The following is a 15,721-nucleotide window of genomic DNA, read 5'->3' as shown; positions in this document are numbered from 1 at the left end:
GAGATATGGCCGGCGCGCTCCGCTGCCGCGTCATCGGCGTGGCAGCGCGATTATTTGAACAGCAGCTCCAGCCAACGCAGCACATGCCAGTAGAACGTGCGCCGCTTCGTCGAGATGATTCTTCTCGTCGGAACTTCGATGCGGCGCGTAGGCGTGCCGGGCAGCGCGGGCAGCGTGCCTGTTGGGGGCGGCGTGAGGCCGCTGCCGGCGAACAGGCCGAGTGGCACGTAGCCGCTGTAGCCGGGGAACACTGTGCCGATCTGCGAGTTGCCCATGCGCTGGATCAGCAGTTCCGAGAGCACGCGCCGGTAATCGGTGGTGACCGGAATATCGCCGAAGTAGGACGACAGCACTTCCGGATCCAGTCCCTTCCATTGCCCGTACATCCTGCGGCCGTTGACCGCGCCGCCGAGCACCAGGAGCGGATTGCCGTAGCCATGATCGGTGCCGCCGCTGCCGTTCTGGCGCACGCGGCGGCCGAATTCGGATTGCACGATCACGGTCACGCGTCCGATCTCGCCGCCCGCCTTGAGATTGGCGTAGAACGCGGTCAGCGCCTGCGACAGCTCGGCGATCTTGTTCTGATAGTAGTGGTAGCCGCTGCCGGCGGTGCCCTGGCTGTCGTGCGTGTCCCAGCCGCCGAGATCGATCGCGGCATAGCGCATGCCGAGGTTGAAGCGGATCGATTGCGCCACCGTCCACAGCTGGCGCGCGAATTCGGTCGTCGGCCACCCTGTCGGCAGCGCGGCGTAGGGTTGTGCCGCGATCACGCGCAGCGACCGGTCGGCGCGTTGTCCGCTCGCTTCCAGCGCGGTGTTGCCGGCCCACAGCGACGCCAGCGTTTCGCTGACGCCCTTGTAGCCGGCCGGATCGCCGTCGCGTCGTTTCTGCCATGCCCAGGCGCTTGCATTGAGCGCGAAGTCCTGCGGGTTGCCCATGCTGAGCGCCTGCGTCGCGCCGAGCAGGTTCGCCGGCGTGCGGCTGTTGACGGCCAGCGCCGGCATGATTTCGTTGCCGATGGTGCCGGGCTGCGTGTTCCAGGCGCGGGTGATCCAGCCGCTGCTGCCGCTGTGCTGCCCGGGCGTGCCGAGATCGAGATAGAGCTGGGCATCGAAATGGCTGCGCGTCACCGTCGTCAGCATGCCGCAGGACTGCACGATCGCGAGCTTGCCGTCGACCCAGATGTCGCGCAGGCCAGTCGCGGAGGGATGCAGGCCGAAGCCCGTGGCGCTGCCGTCGGCGAGCGTCAGCGGCAGCGCGGCGTAGGTGCCGGTCGCGGCGATGGCGAGGTCCGGTCGCGCCTGTTCGTAGAACGTGCGGTCGTTGCCGGCAATCGGCGGCACCAGGTTGAGCCCGTCGATGCCGCCGCGCAGGAACACGTGCACGACGGTGTCGTAGGAGTTGACCGCGGCGAAGGCGGGATCGGAGAAGAACAGCGCGGGGCCGGCGACGCCGCCAGCGACCGTGGCGCCGCAGCCCTTGAGGAATTCGCGGCGATTGAGGATCAGTCGTGACATGGCATCCTCCTCAGCGCGCGAAGAATTCGGGCGACAGCAGGATCATCGCGACCATGCTGCGCAGCCGTTGCTGGTTGTAGTGCTTCCTCAGGTCGTTGAGCGACCACGTGTCGGTATCGGTGATGACCTCCGTCTCGGCGCCGTTCTGGCGCATGAAATCGACCAGGATCTGGCGGCGCGCCGGCAGGTAGCCGAGGATGCGCTGGCACCAGAAGTCGACGAGGTTGCGCGATGTCCACTGCGTCACGCTGCTGCGGGTGGTGGCCAGGATCGGTGCGATCGGCACGGTGTCGATCGACTTCTCCGTGAGCCAGCCGAGCAGGTTCCAGGTCATGCCGAACGTGTTCGAGCCCGACCATGCCGCCGCCGTGTCCGGATAACCGTTGGGCGAGGGCCAGTCGTAGGGCGTATGGCCCGCGAGTCCCATCCGCCATGCGTATTCGTCGCCGGGCTGGCCGATGGGTAGCGTCCATTGGCTGCCGAGCGCGCGCAGCGCAGCGGCGACGGCCTCGAACGGCCGCCGGATCTTCTGTCCCCAGCTGTTGTAGGCGGCGGAGGAGAGCAGGATGTGGCGCAGGGTGAGCTTGATCTGGTCCGTGCGCTGCCAGTTGGCGCGGAACACGGCCGCGGCGCTGTCGATCAGGGCCTGATCGGGCGTGTCGGTGAAGAAACGGCGAATCAGCTTTTTGCAGATGAACTTCGCCACGCGCGGATGCTGCGCGATGCGGTCGAGGATGTCGCGGCCGTCCTTGAGCGCGGCCTGTTCGGGATACAGGAACATGCCGAGCGGATACTTCGGCCCGGTGTCGTGCCAGGTGGAGCGATAGACGAAGGTGCCGTCGTTCTCGGTCGGGAATTGCCAGTGACCGTTCTTGATCGCCCAACCGGTGAAGGCCGCGGCGGTTTCGTAGACGTCGATGTCGGTGTAGCCGATCGGGAAGTTCGGGTCTTCCGGGCACGGGGGTACCTGGAACGGGTCCATCAGGCCCAGGTAGTTCTCGCTGCCGAAGGTGTGCAGTTCGAGCAGTTCGCGCGCGAAGTTCTCGTTGGGGCCGGCGCGCGTGTTCGACTGGTTGTCGAGGTAGTACAGCATCGAGGTGCTGGAGGCGACGGATTCGAGCATCGCGCGGAAATTGCCGAAGGCGTGCTGGCGGATCACGTCGCGGTCGTAATGCACGTAGACCGGACCGGTGGAGAAATCCGTGGCCATGACATTGAAGTGGTCATGCCAGAACATGACCATCACTTCGCGCAACTGCCGCTTGGAATGCACCGCGCGCACGAGAGCGGCGCGTTGCACTTCCCAGGCCGGTCGCATGCGGATGTCCCACGTCGGGTCGGGCAGCACGTGATCGGCCCAGAGCTGGGTGAGGCTCTTGCCGAGTGTGTTGTAGCCGGCGGCGGTGAGCCGTGATTCGACCGCGCTGTCGTCGATCGCGCTCCAGTTCAGCTGCTTGTCGACGTAGGCGGTGAGCCGCGCGGTATCGCTGCTGCCCAGCGCGTTGAATGCGGTGATTTCGGCGGCGGTCACGCCGAAACTCAGGTTGTTGAGCACGCGCACCGCGAATGGCGGTACCGGTAATTGGGGAACGGTGGGCTGTCTTGGGGGAAGCGGCGATGAGATCGGCGGGATCGCCATCGCCGAATTCAGGGCGGTGCCTGAACGGCTGGCCGCGCTCTGTTTGAGGGCGGACGGGCTCAGGGGAGGTTGCTTCAGATTGGGCCGGTAATGCAGCGGCTTGCCGTGGCCGTAGCGTTTTTCCAGCATTGCGCGGATGTTGGCCTGGCTGGGTGCGATTCCGCTAGGCATGCTTCCACCCGATGTGCTCCCGCTGTATGCGCTTGGCGCCGGCGGTGTCTTGCCCGAAGAATCAACAGGACCGGGACGACGGAGAAATCTCTCCGTATCCGTGAATTTCAGAGAAGACATTCGGTTTCCCCCTGGCATATCCCCTGTTTTCGAGTATAGGAGGGAAATGTTCAAAAAGAATGATCAACAGTCCGTTGTCGTTCGCTGAATTGACGCCGCTGCTACCTGATCACGATGCGGAATGTGGCATCTGTCATGTTTCTTGGCGGGTCACGCCAGCCAGCGTTTGAGCTGGCGATAGACGTCGCCTCCGCCGAGCAGGTCAAGATGGTGGATGTCATACAAGATCCGCTGCCGCGCTTTCGGGAGCTGCAGGTCGAACGCCGTATTGGCATGCTTGCCCAAAGCGCTGGAAACGGGAACCAGGCCATCGCCAGTGGGCAGTTGGTTTTTGCGCGCACGTTGTCGCGCGGTGCTGGCGGCCATCGTGTAAGCCGCTACATTCCGGGGCAGCGGCGTCGGCACGCGAACATCATCGAGATGATCGCCATTGTATTGGCGCCAATCCTCGTCGCGGATGTTGCCGTAGCGCAGGTCCTGGATTCCGGCACTGCGCATTTTCCCGAGCCTCACGAAGGGCGCGCTGTACGGGCTCATGCCGATCAGCATGTCGGCCCAGCCGCCGGCGCGTTCGAGCGGAGCGCCGTGGTGCGGCGTGCCGAGGAACACCAACGTGCTCAGGCTGCGCAGCCAGGCATGTCTTTCACGTTCCGCGACCAGGCAGGCGGCGCGTGTCACCAGGCCTCCCATGCTGTGGCAGACGATGTCGAGCCGTTCGACCGGAACCGGCCAATGCCGCACCAGTTGCTTCAGCAGCGCCGCGAAGTCGCGGCCGTTCTCGGAGATATGGCGGCCGCTGTTGTAGCGCAGATAGACCGGCGTGCAGCCGAGATCCCGCGCCAGCGCCGCGCCGTGATCGTGCCCGCCGTAGTTCCATTGCAGATCGTTCATGCACAAGCCGTGCGCCAACACCAGCAATCGCCCGCTGGATGCGGGCAGTGCGGCGGCGAGCCTGCCGCGATGCATGGGCAATGACGTACCGCCGCTGCGCAGCGCCATCGTGATGGCGAGCGGATTGCCGGAGGCGTCGAGATGATCGCCAAGGACGCCATTGAGTGCCGCGATGGCGGCTTCGCGTTGCGGTAGCGGTCCGATCCTGTCGAGAAGGGGCGAGAGCCTGCCGATGATCGCATCGAGTCCGTTGCCGACAACGCCGGTGACGCCGCGGATGCCGCGGTAGACCAATCCGGGGATACCGCGGGTCGGGCCCTGCACAGGCTTGGCCAGGATGCCTGGCAACTGCAAGATGCTGGCATGCATCTGTTCGACCAGATCGACGACTCCGGTGATCGCGTCGACGGTCAGCCGGTTGATACCGCGCAGATCGTCGCCGTGATGCGGTGGGGTCATGTCAGTCCGGTCAGGTGGAACAGGGCGATCACCACGAATACGGCCAGCGTCTTCACGATCGTGATGGCGAAGACGTCCTTGTACGCCTGACGATGGGTCAGGCCTGTGACGGCTAGCAGGGTAATGACTGCGCCGTTGTGCGGCAACGTGTCCATGCCGCCGGAGGCCATCGCGGCGACGCGATGCAGGACTTCCATCGGAATGCCGGCGGCATGCGCGTTGGCGATGAAGGTCTCGCCCATGGCGGCGAGCGCGATGCTCATGCCGCCGGAGGCCGAACCGGTGATGCCGGCCAGCGCGGTGACGGTGACGGCTTCGTTCACCAGCGGGCTCGGGATCGAAGCTAAGGCATCGGCGACGATCAGGAAGCCGGGCAGGGCGGCGATCACCGCGCCGAAGCCATATTCCGATGCCGTGTTCATCGATGCGAGCAGGGCGCCGCCGATCGCCGACTTGCTGCCTTCGGCGAAGCTCGTGAGCACGGGCTTCCAGGCGAAGGCCAGGATCGTGGCGATGCCGAGTAGCAGCGCGCCCTCGACCGCCCAGATCGCCGCGACCTTCGAGATTTCCTGCACCACCGGCGCCGCCTTGCCGGTAACGGCCGGGACGAATTCATGGCTGCTGCCGTAGGCCTGTGGAATCCAGACAGAGAGCAGTTTGTTGGCGACACCGACCACGATCAGCGGCAGGATCGCCAGGATCGGATTGGCGAGCCTGCCGCCGGTGAACGGCGCGGGTTCGTTCACCAGTGCGGCCGCATCGCCGTAGCCTTCGCCGGCCGCGAGCGCGCTGCGGCGGCGCCATTCGAGATAGGTCATGCCCACGATGAGGATGAAGACGCCGCCGAGCGTGCCGAGCCAGGGTGCGGCCCAGGTGTCGGTGCCGAAGAACGAGGTGGGAATGATGTTCTGGATCTGCGGCGTGCCCGGTAGCGCGTCCATGGTGAAGGTGAAGGCGCCGAGCGCAATGGTGCCCGGGATCAGGCGCTTGGGGATGTTGCCCTGGCGGAATAGTTCGGCCGCGAACGGATACACCGCGAACACCACCACGAACAACGACACGCCGCCGTAGGTGAGCAGCGCGCAGACCAGCACGATCGACAGCATGGCGCGGCGAGCGCCAACCACCTTGATGACGGCAGAAACAATTGCCTTGGAGAACCCGGAAAGCTCGATGAGCTTCCCGAACACGGCACCCAGCAGGAACACCGGGAAATACAGCTTCAGGAAGCCGACCATCTTGTCCATGAACAAGCCGGTGAACATCGGCGCCACCAGCGACGGATCGGTCAGCAGCACCGCGCCCAGCGCGGCGACCGGCGCGAACAGGATCACGCTGTAGCCGCGATAGGCGACGAACATCAGGAAACACAGCGCGGCCAGAACGATCACAAAAGCCATTCGACGATCCCTGCGCGTGGAGGCCGCGCATCGCGGGGGGCAGTGTCGGCGCGCGGCCGATACCGGCCCATTGTCCGAAGGTACGATGCGGGCATCCCCGCGCCAAGCCTAGAGTCTTGCCCCATCGGCGGCCGTTGGTCGCCACCGTCTGCGCGCGGCGATCGGTCGCGCGTATCGCCATATCCGTCGAGGGGACTTCGATGACGCGCGCCACCCGCAAGCACAGCACACTCAGTTTGGCCATCGCATTGGGCCTGTCGGCCGCTCCCGCGCTGCATGCGCAGGAGGCGGCCGCGCCCGCCGAGCCTGACCGTGCCGCCGCGACCACGCTCGACAGCATCACCGTCACTGCGCGCAAGCGCGAGGAAACGCTGCAGGACGTGCCGGTCGCGGTCACCGCGTTCACGCCGGCCCTGCTGGACAAGCTCAACGTGCAGGATCTGAGCGATCTCGACGCGCAGGTGCCGAACCTGACCATCTACGCCGCGCGCGGTTCCAGCAGCACCGCCACCGCCTACATCCGCGGCGTCGGCCAGGCCGATCCGCTGTGGGGCGTGGATCCGGGTGTGGGCATCTATCTGGACGACGTCTACATCGCCAGGCCGCAGGGCGCGCTGCTGGATGTGTTCGACGTCGGCCGCATCGAGGTGCTGCGCGGACCGCAGGGCACGCTGTACGGCAAGAACACCATCGGCGGCGCCATCAAGTACATCTCGCGCGAACTGCCCAAGGAGGTTCACGGTTTCGGCCAGATCACCGTGGGCAGCTACAACCAGCTCGACGCCAAGGCGGCGATCGGCGGCCCGATCGGCGGCAGCGAGGCATTGCGTGGGCGCCTGTCGGTGGCCAGCCTCAACCGCGATGGTTTCGGCAAGAACCTAGTCAACGATCAGGAAGTGAGCGACAAGGAGATCAACGCGGTCCGCCTCCAGCTCGGCGCGTTCGCCACCGAGCAGTTCGACGTGCAGTTCGCCGTGGACTGGCTGGACGATCAGTCCGGCGTGCGCGGCGCCAAGCTGCTGGCGCCCAATCCGCTGGCGCCGGCCTATCCGCCGCTGAGCGATCGCTACGACATCCGCAGCGGCATGCCCAACGTCAATGACACGACCATGAAAGGCGCCTCGGCCACGGTCAACTGGCGCCCGAACGCGGACTGGGCGTTCAAGTACGTGGTCGCCAAGCGCGAATCCGATACGGAGACCAACATCGACTTCGACGAGACGCCGCTGCCGCTGGTCGACGTGCTGGCGTTCTACAACGACGAGCAGGTCAGCCACGAATTGCAGGCCAACTACGACGCCGGCGGCCGCGCGCGTGGCGTGATGGGCCTGTACTTCTTCGACGGCGAAGCCGGCGGCCAGGTGCGCAACCATTTCGAGAATCCGTTCCTGCCGCCCTCGCTGACCAATCCGCTGTACGGCGATACACAAGGCAAGGTGCTGACCAAGAGCGTGGCGCTGTACGCGGACTGGACGTTCGATCTCACCGATCGCCTCAAGCTCGACGTCGGCGCGCGCTACACGGACGAGGAAAAGCACGCGATCGCATTGAACCGCTTCTACACCAACGGCAACTACGACACGGCCTGGGGCACGGCGGCCAATTTCGACAAGACGGTGAGCTTCGAGAACGTCTCGCCGAAGATCTCGCTGGATTACCAGGTGACGCCGGACATCATGATCTACGGCCTGGCCAGCCGCGGCTTCAAGTCGGGCGGCTTCAACATCCGCGCCAATACCACCGCGGTGCCGCGTTCGGGCGAGCCCTTCGACGACGAATCCGTGGACAGCTACGAGATCGGCAGCAAGATGTCGCTGCTGGATCAGCGCCTGTTCCTGAACCTGTCGCTGTTCCACAACGTGTACAAGGACATCCAGCTGTCGGTGTTCACCTCCTACACGTTGCCGGACGGCAGCCAGAGCTTCTTCGGCGACTTCACCAACGCCGGCAAGGGCACGGTTGATGGTGCTGAAGTCGAATTCCAGTACCTGCCGACGCCGAACTGGGTCGTCAGCGGCAACCTGGCCTGGCTCGACGCCAAGTACGACGAGTTCATCACCGCCGGCGTCAACGTTGCCGACACGCAGAAGTTCACCAATGCGCCGGATTTCTCGGGTGCGCTCAACGTGGAATACCGCACCGATCTGGCCAACGGCGGCAATCTGTCGGCGCGCGTGGGCTACAGCTACCAGAGCGAGGTGTGGCCGACCACTGACCTGAGCCCGCTGATCCGGCAAGGCGCTTACGGCCTGCTCGGTGCGGGTGTGACCTGGCGTCATGACGACCATTGGTCGTTCTCGCTGCAGGGCAGCAACCTCACCGACAAGGAATACCGCACCACGGGTTACAACATCGCCGCTTACGGCGTGCTCACCGGCTTCTACGGCGCGCCGCGCCAGTACATGCTCAGCGCGCGTTACGAATTCTGAGGCAGCAATCAAGGAAAGGGTTTCAGCAGGGGATGCTGCGGCCGCAGGGATGCGGCGACTGCCCCGGGTGGCCAGGCCGCATCACGGTGCCGTCGCTGCGACGCATCGCGACTTCCGTCGCGTCCGCCGCTATGCTCCCGCGTGAGGCGGGGGCAGGCATGGACAGGATCCAATCATCGCGAGCGCAGGCATCCCGGATGCCAGCATCCTGGGTGCAAGCAGGATCGCACCGATGCTGAGCATCGGCGTTGTCGTGCTGGCCGCGGTGCTGTGGCTGGCGCTGATGTTCGGCACGGCCTTGTACGGCGAGCGGCATCCGGCGACGCTGGCGCGTCACTGGCGCCACGTCTATGCGCTGTCGCTGGCGGTGCATTGCACCTCGTGGTCGTTCTACGGCACCGTCACCCAGGCTGCGCGCTACGGCTGGCCGCTGCCGCCGACGTTTCTCGGTGCGATCGCGTTCTACGCGCTGGCCGTCGCTTTCATGATGCGATTGGTCCGGCTTGCGCGCGAGACCAATGCCACCTCGCTGGCCGATCTGATCGCCACGCGCCTGGGCAAGGACGCGTGGCTCGCCGCGGTGGTCACGTTGATCGCCGCGCTCGGGCTGATTCCGTACATCGCGCTGCAGCTGAAAGCGGTGACGATGAGCTTTTCCACGCTGACCGGCGGTGGTGCCGTCGCCGAAGTGTCGTTCTGGCGCGACGGCGCACTGTACGTGGCGCTGGCGATGGCGTTGTTCGCGATGCTGTTCGGCACGCGCCGTGCCAGTGCGGTCGAACACAATCGCGGGCTGGTGCTGGCGATCGCGTTCGAATCCCTGTTCAAGCTGGCGGCGATGCTGGCGTTGGGCGCCTTCGTCTGGTTCGGACTCGATGCGTTGCCGCAGACGCCGCCTCCATCCGCACAACAAACCAGTGATGGTTTCGCGCCGCTGGTGCTGCTCGGTGCGCTGGCGATGTTCATCCTGCCGCACCAGTTCCACGTCGGCGTGGTCGAGTGCCGCGAAGAGGGTGACGTGCGCACCGCGCGCTGGCAGTTTCCGTTGTACCTGCTGCTGATCGCATTGCCGGCATTGCCATTGGCACGCGCGGGCGCGGCGTTGCTCGGCGACAGCGTGCCCTCGGACATGTACGCGCTGGCGCTGCCGTTCTCGCGCGGGCACGAAAGCGTGGCGCTGTTCGCCTTCCTCGGTGGCCTGAGCGCGGCCACCGGCATGGTGGTGGTGAGCACGCTGACGCTGAGCCTGATGATCGGCAACCACTGGTTCGCGCCGGGCCTGCTGCGCGGTGCGTGGTCGCGCGGGCGCAGAAGCGGCGACACCGATCGTCGCGGCGACGTACTGCTGCTGCGGCGCGGCGGCATCGTCGCGATCATGCTGCTGGCCTGGGCGTACAGCCGGTTGATCGCGGGCAACGACGCGCTCGCCGACGTCGGCGCGGTGTCGTTCTCGGCGCTGGCGACGCTGACGCCGGCATTGGCTTTCGCGGTGTGGCGACCGCAGACGCCGGCGCGCGCGGCCAGCATCGGCGTACTCGTCGCTTTCGCGACCTGGGCCTGGGTGATGCTGGCGCCGATGTGGGCGGGCGCGAGCGGGAGCACGGATGACGGCGCGGACTGGCTGCGACATGGCCCGATGGGCCTGACGTGGCTGTCGCCGGATGCATTGTTCGGATTGACCGGCTGGAGCCGGCTCGGTCGCGCGGTCGGCGCCAGCTTGTTCACGGGCACGTTGGCGACACTGTCGGTGGCGGTGGTGCGCGTGGCGCCACGCGCGGTCGCGCGCGGCGCCGATGTGCGCACGTTGCGTGGTGCCGGACGCCGTTTTCTTTCCGCGCGCAGCGTCGACGAATTGCTCCGCGATGCGCCCGAGAGCGGGCCGGTGCCGGCGGAGATCGAAGCGCGGCTCGAGCGTGAGCTCGCCGCCGTGCTCGGCAGCGCGTCTGCGCGGCTGCTGCTCGATGCCGCGCGTCGGCAGGCGGGGCCTGACATCGGTCCCGACCTTGACACCGTCGCCACGATCGTCGGCGAGGCCTCGCAGGATCTGCGCTTCAACCAGCGTTTGCTCGAAGGCGCGCTGGAGAACATGAGCCAGGGCATCAGCGTGGTCGATGCACAACTGCGGCTGGTGGCGTGGAATCGCCGCTACGCCGAATTGTTCGGCTATCCGCCGGAGTTGTTGCAGGTGGGCCGCCCGATCGCCGATCTCAGCCGCTGGACCTTGCGGCGATTGCTGCCCGAACACGAGATCGAGCACGCGCTGCAGCGGCGCCTGGCGTGGATGCGTGCCGGCACACCGCATTTGTCCGAGCGGGTAATGCCCGATGGCAACAGCGGGGAAGGCATCATCGTCGAAATCCGCGGCAATCCGCTGCCGGGCGGCGGATTCGTGGCGACCTTCACCGACGTCACCGCGTTCCGGCGCGTCGAACGCGGCCTGCGCCAGGCCAATGAAACACTGGAGCAGCGCGTGGGCGAACGCACCGCGCTGCTGGAATCGGCCAAGCGCGAGGCCGAGCATGCCAACGATGCCAAGAGTCGCTTCCTTACCGCCGTCGGTCACGACCTGATGCAGCCGCTGCATGCCGCGCGCCTGTTCACGGACACGCTCTCGCAGCAGATCGTCGGGCCGGCGCAGCGCGAGGCGGTGATCCAGATTCGTGGTGCGTTGGATTCGACAACCGATCTTCTCACCGGATTGTTCGACATGTCGCGGCTGGAAGCGGGCGGACTGGTGCCGCAGCCGCGCGAGTTCCCGTTGGCCGAGGTGCTCGATCCGCTGGCCTCGGAGTTTCGCGCATTGGCGGCGGAGCGCGGGTTGAGCTTCGCCTGCGTGCCGACCGCGGCCTGGGTGCGCAGCGATCCGCAATTGCTGCGTCGCGTGCTGCAGAACTTTCTTGCCAATGCCGTGCGCTATACGACCCGTGGCGGCGTGCTGCTCGGTGTTCGCCGCGACGGTGGTCTGTTGCGCATCGAGGTGCACGACACCGGCCCCGGCATCGCGGAGGAGCAGCGCGCGGCGATCTTCGAGGAGTTCCGTCGCGGCGAGGGCGCGGTCGGGCAGGGGTTGGGCCTTGGCCTGGCGATCGCCGATCGCATTGCGCGATTGCTGGAAGCGCCGTTGTCGCTGCGCAGTCGCGTCGGTAGCGGCACCGTGTTCGCGCTGTCGGTGCCACGCGTGGCTGCGCGCGCACAGGCGGTGGCGACGACGGGACGTGCCGGCATCGCCGGCACGCGCGTGCTGATCGTGGACAACGAGCCGGCGGCGCTGCAATCGCTGCGCGCGCTGCTGGAAGGGTGGGGCTGCGAGGTGACGGCGGCTGCCAACGGCACGCAGGCCGAGGCGGCGCTGACGCAGCGCGAAGCGGCGCTATGGCTGTTCGACTATCACCTCGACGATGGCGATACCGGCGCCGCGCTGCACGCGCGGCTGACGCAGCGCTTTGGCCCACGCCCGGTGCTAATCCTCAGCGCCGATGGCGGCGAGACCGTGCGCCGCGCTGTGCATGAAGCGGGGTTGCCGTTGCTGGCCAAGCCGCTCAAGCCGTTGGCGCTGAAATCGGTGCTCGACAGGTTGCTTGCCGCACGTGCGGCGTAAGGCAGTTAGAAGTCAAGCTGCTTGCAGCTGCGATCGCCCGGACTTTTGTACTCGTCATCCCGGCGAAAGCCGGGATCCAGTTTTTCAATCAATCGCCGAAGAGCTGGACCCCGGCTTTCGCCGGGATGACGCGTTGAAGCTCAGGATGCGATCTGCCGTGCCGGATCACGCAATTCCAATTCGCGCAGCACGACACCGGCTTGAGTGCGATTGCGCACGCCCAACCGATCGAAGATCGCCGAAAGATGCGCCTTCACCGTGCGTTCCTGCACGTCGAGCCGATCGGCGATCTGTTTGTTGAGCAATCCTTCCGCCACCAGCGCCAGTACCCGGAACTGCTGCGGCGACAGGCTGGCCAGCCGCGCCGCGAGCGCGCTGTCGTAGCCGGACGATTGCGCGCGCGCCACCGCCGCGCGCAGCGAGGCGGGCAACCACTGCTCGCAGGCCATCACGCTGCGGATCGCCTCGCGCAGTTCGTCCAGGCCCGCGCTCTTGGGCAGGTAGCCGGCGGCGCCGTGATCGAGCGCGCGCCGTACCACCTGCGGGTCGTCGTTGGCCGAGACCACGATCACCGCCACGCCGGGATGTTGCGCGCGGATGGCGGCCAGCCCGGCCAGGCCGTGATTGCCGGGCATGTGCAGATCAAGCAGGACCAGGTCGATGCCCGGTTCCGCGTCCAGCGCCGCCAACACGCCATCCAGCGAATCGGCTTCGCGCACCTGCAGGTCGTCGACGGCGTCGGCCGCGGCCTGGCGCAGGGCGGCGCGGAACAGCGGGTGGTCGTCGGCGATCAGCAGGAGCGGCATGTCCCGATTCTGGCAGGAATCGGAGCCGGTGCGCGCACGCGTGTCGTGGTACCAAAGTACGATGAACGCCCGCCCGGCGCCTGTTAGCGTTTCAGAATGACCAGACTTCCCATTCGCGCCAGCGCCGTCCTGCCCCTTGTCCTGCTGCTCGGTGCCTGCGCCAGCGGGCCGCAACGCAGCGCCACGGAGCCTTTCATGTTCACGTCCGAACGCAGCAGCGAGCATCGCGGCACCGACGATCTGCTCAGCGCCGGGCTCGGCCGCGACGGCCTGCGCGCGATGACGCCGACGGCCTTCGCCGATGCCGCCCATCCGAGCGCTTCCGAACTGCGACGGCGTGCGATCTGGCACAACTGGCGCGGCATCGCCGATCTGGCGCCGGGCGGCGGCTTCGGCGAGTTGTACGGAACGCTGGCCGCGGTGCCGGGCCGCGAATACTCGGCCTACGCCAAGGTGCCGGGCGCGCATCAGCCGCATCGCGTGCTGGTGCAGGTGCCCGATACCTTCGATGCGAAGAAGCGCTGCGTGGTGGTGACCGCGTCCTCCGGTTCGCGCGGCATCTATGGCGCGATCGCCGTCGCCGGCGCCTGGGGCCTGCCGAAGGGCTGCGCGGTGGCGTACACCGACAAGGGCGCGGGCACCGATTATTTCGATCTCGACGCGCAAGCAGGCGCGCGCGCCGACGGCACGCCGGGCGCGCTCGGCGTCGACACCGATCTGGCCTTCGTGCCCGATGCGCCGGTGAACGCCTCCGGCGTGGCTTTCAAGCACGCGCATTCGCTCGACAATCCCGAGGCCGACTGGGGCCGGCACGTGAAGCAGGCCGCCGAGTTCGCGCTGCACGCGCTCGGCGAGGCGATGCCCGGCGCCGCGCCCTTCACCTTCGACAACACGCGCGTGATCGCCGTGGGCATTTCCAATGGCGGCGGCGCGGTGTTGCGCGCGGCCGAACTGGAAGGTGACTGGCTCGATGCGGTGGTCGCCGGCGAACCCAACGTGCAGGTGGAGGGCGCGCGTTCGCTCTACGACTACAGCACCGAAGCCGCGCTGCTGATGCCTTGCGCCTTGCTGCATCTGAAGGATCTCGCGCAACCGCCGCAGCGCGCCCTGGTGGAGCCGTTCTGGACGGCCCGCTGCGCCTCGCTCAAGACCGCCGGCCTGATCGACGGCGACGACGTCGCCGCGCAATCGGCATCGGCCTACCGGCGCATGCTCGACAACGGCTGGAGCGAAGGCTCGCTGCGTGCCGGCGTGGCCTCGACCGGTTTCGATCTGTGGCGCGCGATCGCCGCCACCTATGCCTCGGCCTATGGGCGCTATGGCGTGGGCGAACACCCTTGCGGCTATTCCTTCTCGGCCCAGGGCGCCGACCCCGGATCCAGTCCAGGGCAGGCTCTGCGCCCGCGCGCGGCCACCGCCGAGGAGCGTGCGGCGTGGTGGAGCGATGCGGCCGGCATTCCACCGGGCGCCGCGGTGGGGCTGGTCGATGCCAAGGCGGCGTTGCCTGATCTGGGCTTCGCCGGCCTGCAATGCCTGCGCGCGCTGAACGACGGCGACAGCCCCGACGCGCAACGCGTGCGCAAGGGCATCGCCGAGGTCCGCGCCGGTTTGCCGCGCCGCGACCTGCCGGTGCTGGTGGTGCATGGCATCGACGACGGCCTGGTGCCGATCGCCTTCAGCAGTCGGCCATGGGTGACCAAGGCGCAGGCCGCCGGCCGCGATGTGCGCTACTGGCAGGTGCGGCACGCCCAGCATTTCGACGCCTTCCTCGGCTTCCCGGGCTATGCCGCGCAGTACGTGCCGCTGCTGCCGTATGTGTATGCCGCGCTCGACCGCGTCGACGCCGTGCTCGACGGCACCGCGCGCATGCCCGCCGATGCCGTCGTCGAGAGCACGCCGCGCGGCGCGGGCAAGCCGCTGGCCGCGGAGCATCTGGCGCTACCGCGCTAGCGGCGGAAAAGAGTGACGAATGCGGCGATCCTGGAGGGATCGCCCCACACGCACGCGGAATTTGGCACGCTGTCGCTTTCCACGCCGGACCCCGTCATGCAGCGCCCCCGCCATTTCTCCATGCTCCGCGACTTCCAGCTCGCCGACTGGTTCACCCTCGGCAACGCGTTCTGCGGCACGGGGGCGGTGTTCGCGGCGATGCGCTTCCTGCAGGACGGTGTCGTCCGCGACCTGATGATCGGCATGGCACTGATCCCGCTGGCTTTCATCTTCGACGCGCTCGACGGCCGGATCGCGCGCTGGCGCAAGGTGGCGTCCACGCTCGGGCGCGAACTGGATTCGCTCGCCGATGTGATCTCCTTCGGCGTCGCGCCGGCCGCGCTGGGCTACGCCTGCGGCCTGCAGGGCGGGTGGGACTGGGTGATCCTCAGCTACTTCGTCGGCTGCGGCGTCAGCCGCCTTGCGCGCTACAACGTCACCGCCGAAACCCTGGCCGACGGCGGCGACAAGGTGAAATATTTCGAAGGCACGCCGATCCCGACCAGCCTCGCCATCGTGATCGTGCTGGCGATCGCCGCTTATGGTGGCCACATCGGCGAGGCGTTGTGGCTTGGCGTCTGGTCGCTGGGGCCGTGGCAGCTGCATCCGCTGACGCTGCTCTACGCCCTGTCCGGGTCGATGATGATCAGCAAGACGCTGCGTATCCCCAAACTCTGAGGCCGCGGCCCGGAAACCCAACAC

Annotated in this window: 9 protein-coding genes; 4 read left to right on the top strand and 5 right to left on the bottom strand. The window is 67.2% G+C overall.

The annotated features are described in order from the left end of the window. Positions 1-50 precede the first annotated feature (50 nt). From AC1RNP_RS11750 to AC1RNP_RS11735, 4 genes are all read right to left on the bottom strand, one after another. On the bottom strand, positions 51-1,517 hold the full coding sequence (locus AC1RNP_RS11750; RefSeq protein WP_493051451.1) for a DUF1501 domain-containing protein: 1,467 nt from the start codon (positions 1,515-1,517) through the stop codon (positions 51-53). Between the two features lie 10 nt (positions 1,518-1,527). Next, positions 1,528-3,327, bottom strand: coding sequence for a DUF1800 domain-containing protein (locus tag AC1RNP_RS11745; RefSeq protein WP_493051450.1), 1,800 nt, complete (start codon positions 3,325-3,327; stop codon positions 1,528-1,530). Between the two features lie 270 nt (positions 3,328-3,597). After that, a complete protein-coding gene (locus AC1RNP_RS11740) occupies positions 3,598-4,797 on the bottom strand; it encodes an esterase/lipase family protein (protein WP_493051449.1) in 1,200 nt (399 codons plus the stop codon). Further along, positions 4,794-6,197 (bottom strand): GntP family permease, encoded by a 1,404-nt coding sequence (locus AC1RNP_RS11735; protein WP_493051448.1) that lies wholly within the window; start codon positions 6,195-6,197, stop codon positions 4,794-4,796. Before AC1RNP_RS11735 ends, AC1RNP_RS11740 begins: the two co-directional genes overlap by 4 nt. A 200-nt stretch (positions 6,198-6,397) precedes the next feature. On the opposite strand from AC1RNP_RS11735, the gene AC1RNP_RS11730 reads away from it, so the two are divergent. Next, the gene (locus AC1RNP_RS11730) at positions 6,398-8,626 is read left to right on the top strand and encodes a TonB-dependent receptor (RefSeq protein ID WP_493051447.1); all 2,229 of its coding nucleotides are present in this window, start codon (positions 6,398-6,400) and stop codon (positions 8,624-8,626) included. 232 nt (positions 8,627-8,858) lie between these two features. Beyond that, positions 8,859-12,224 carry a hybrid sensor histidine kinase/response regulator gene (locus tag AC1RNP_RS11725; RefSeq protein WP_493051446.1) on the top strand — a complete coding sequence of 1,122 codons (3,366 nt, stop codon included), beginning with the start codon at positions 8,859-8,861 and terminating at the stop codon, positions 12,222-12,224. Positions 12,225-12,364: 140 nt separating this feature from the next. Here the strand turns inward: AC1RNP_RS11725 and AC1RNP_RS11720 are convergent, their stop codons facing one another. Beyond that, complete coding sequence (locus tag AC1RNP_RS11720; RefSeq protein WP_493051445.1) at positions 12,365-13,030, bottom strand: response regulator transcription factor; 666 nt, start codon at positions 13,028-13,030, stop codon at positions 12,365-12,367. A gap of 96 nt (positions 13,031-13,126) precedes the next feature. Here AC1RNP_RS11720 and AC1RNP_RS11715 point away from each other — a divergent pair, with 96 nt between their 5' ends. After that, positions 13,127-14,980: a 3-hydroxybutyrate oligomer hydrolase family protein gene (locus AC1RNP_RS11715; protein ID WP_493051444.1), complete on the top strand. Its 1,854-nt coding sequence runs from the start codon at positions 13,127-13,129 to the stop codon at positions 14,978-14,980. 96 nt (positions 14,981-15,076) lie between these two features. Continuing rightward, on the top strand, positions 15,077-15,697 hold the full coding sequence (locus AC1RNP_RS11710) for a CDP-alcohol phosphatidyltransferase family protein (protein WP_493051443.1): 621 nt from the start codon (positions 15,077-15,079) through the stop codon (positions 15,695-15,697). Positions 15,698-15,721 lie beyond the last annotated feature (24 nt).

It is taken from the genome of Luteimonas sp. GW821-FHT14E02, from assembly GCF_058803905.1.
The sequence above is the reverse complement of the archived record's forward strand: the minus strand, read 5'-3'. Positions and strand labels throughout refer to the sequence as shown.

Coding starts and splice junctions, on each gene's coding strand:
- AC1RNP_RS11750 (WP_493051451.1), bottom strand. CDS start 1,517: ATGTCACGACTGATCCTCAATCGCCGCGAATTCCTCAAGGGCTGCGGC.
- AC1RNP_RS11745 (WP_493051450.1), bottom strand. CDS start 3,327: ATGCCTAGCGGAATCGCACCCAGCCAGGCCAACATCCGCGCAATGCTG.
- AC1RNP_RS11740 (WP_493051449.1), bottom strand. CDS start 4,797: ATGACCCCACCGCATCACGGCGACGATCTGCGCGGTATCAACCGGCTG.
- AC1RNP_RS11735 (WP_493051448.1), bottom strand. CDS start 6,197: ATGGCTTTTGTGATCGTTCTGGCCGCGCTGTGTTTCCTGATGTTCGTC.
- AC1RNP_RS11730 (WP_493051447.1), top strand. CDS start 6,398: ATGACGCGCGCCACCCGCAAGCACAGCACACTCAGTTTGGCCATCGCA.
- AC1RNP_RS11725 (WP_493051446.1), top strand. CDS start 8,859: ATGCTGAGCATCGGCGTTGTCGTGCTGGCCGCGGTGCTGTGGCTGGCG.
- AC1RNP_RS11720 (WP_493051445.1), bottom strand. CDS start 13,030: ATGCCGCTCCTGCTGATCGCCGACGACCACCCGCTGTTCCGCGCCGCC.
- AC1RNP_RS11715 (WP_493051444.1), top strand. CDS start 13,127: ATGACCAGACTTCCCATTCGCGCCAGCGCCGTCCTGCCCCTTGTCCTG.
- AC1RNP_RS11710 (WP_493051443.1), top strand. CDS start 15,077: ATGCAGCGCCCCCGCCATTTCTCCATGCTCCGCGACTTCCAGCTCGCC.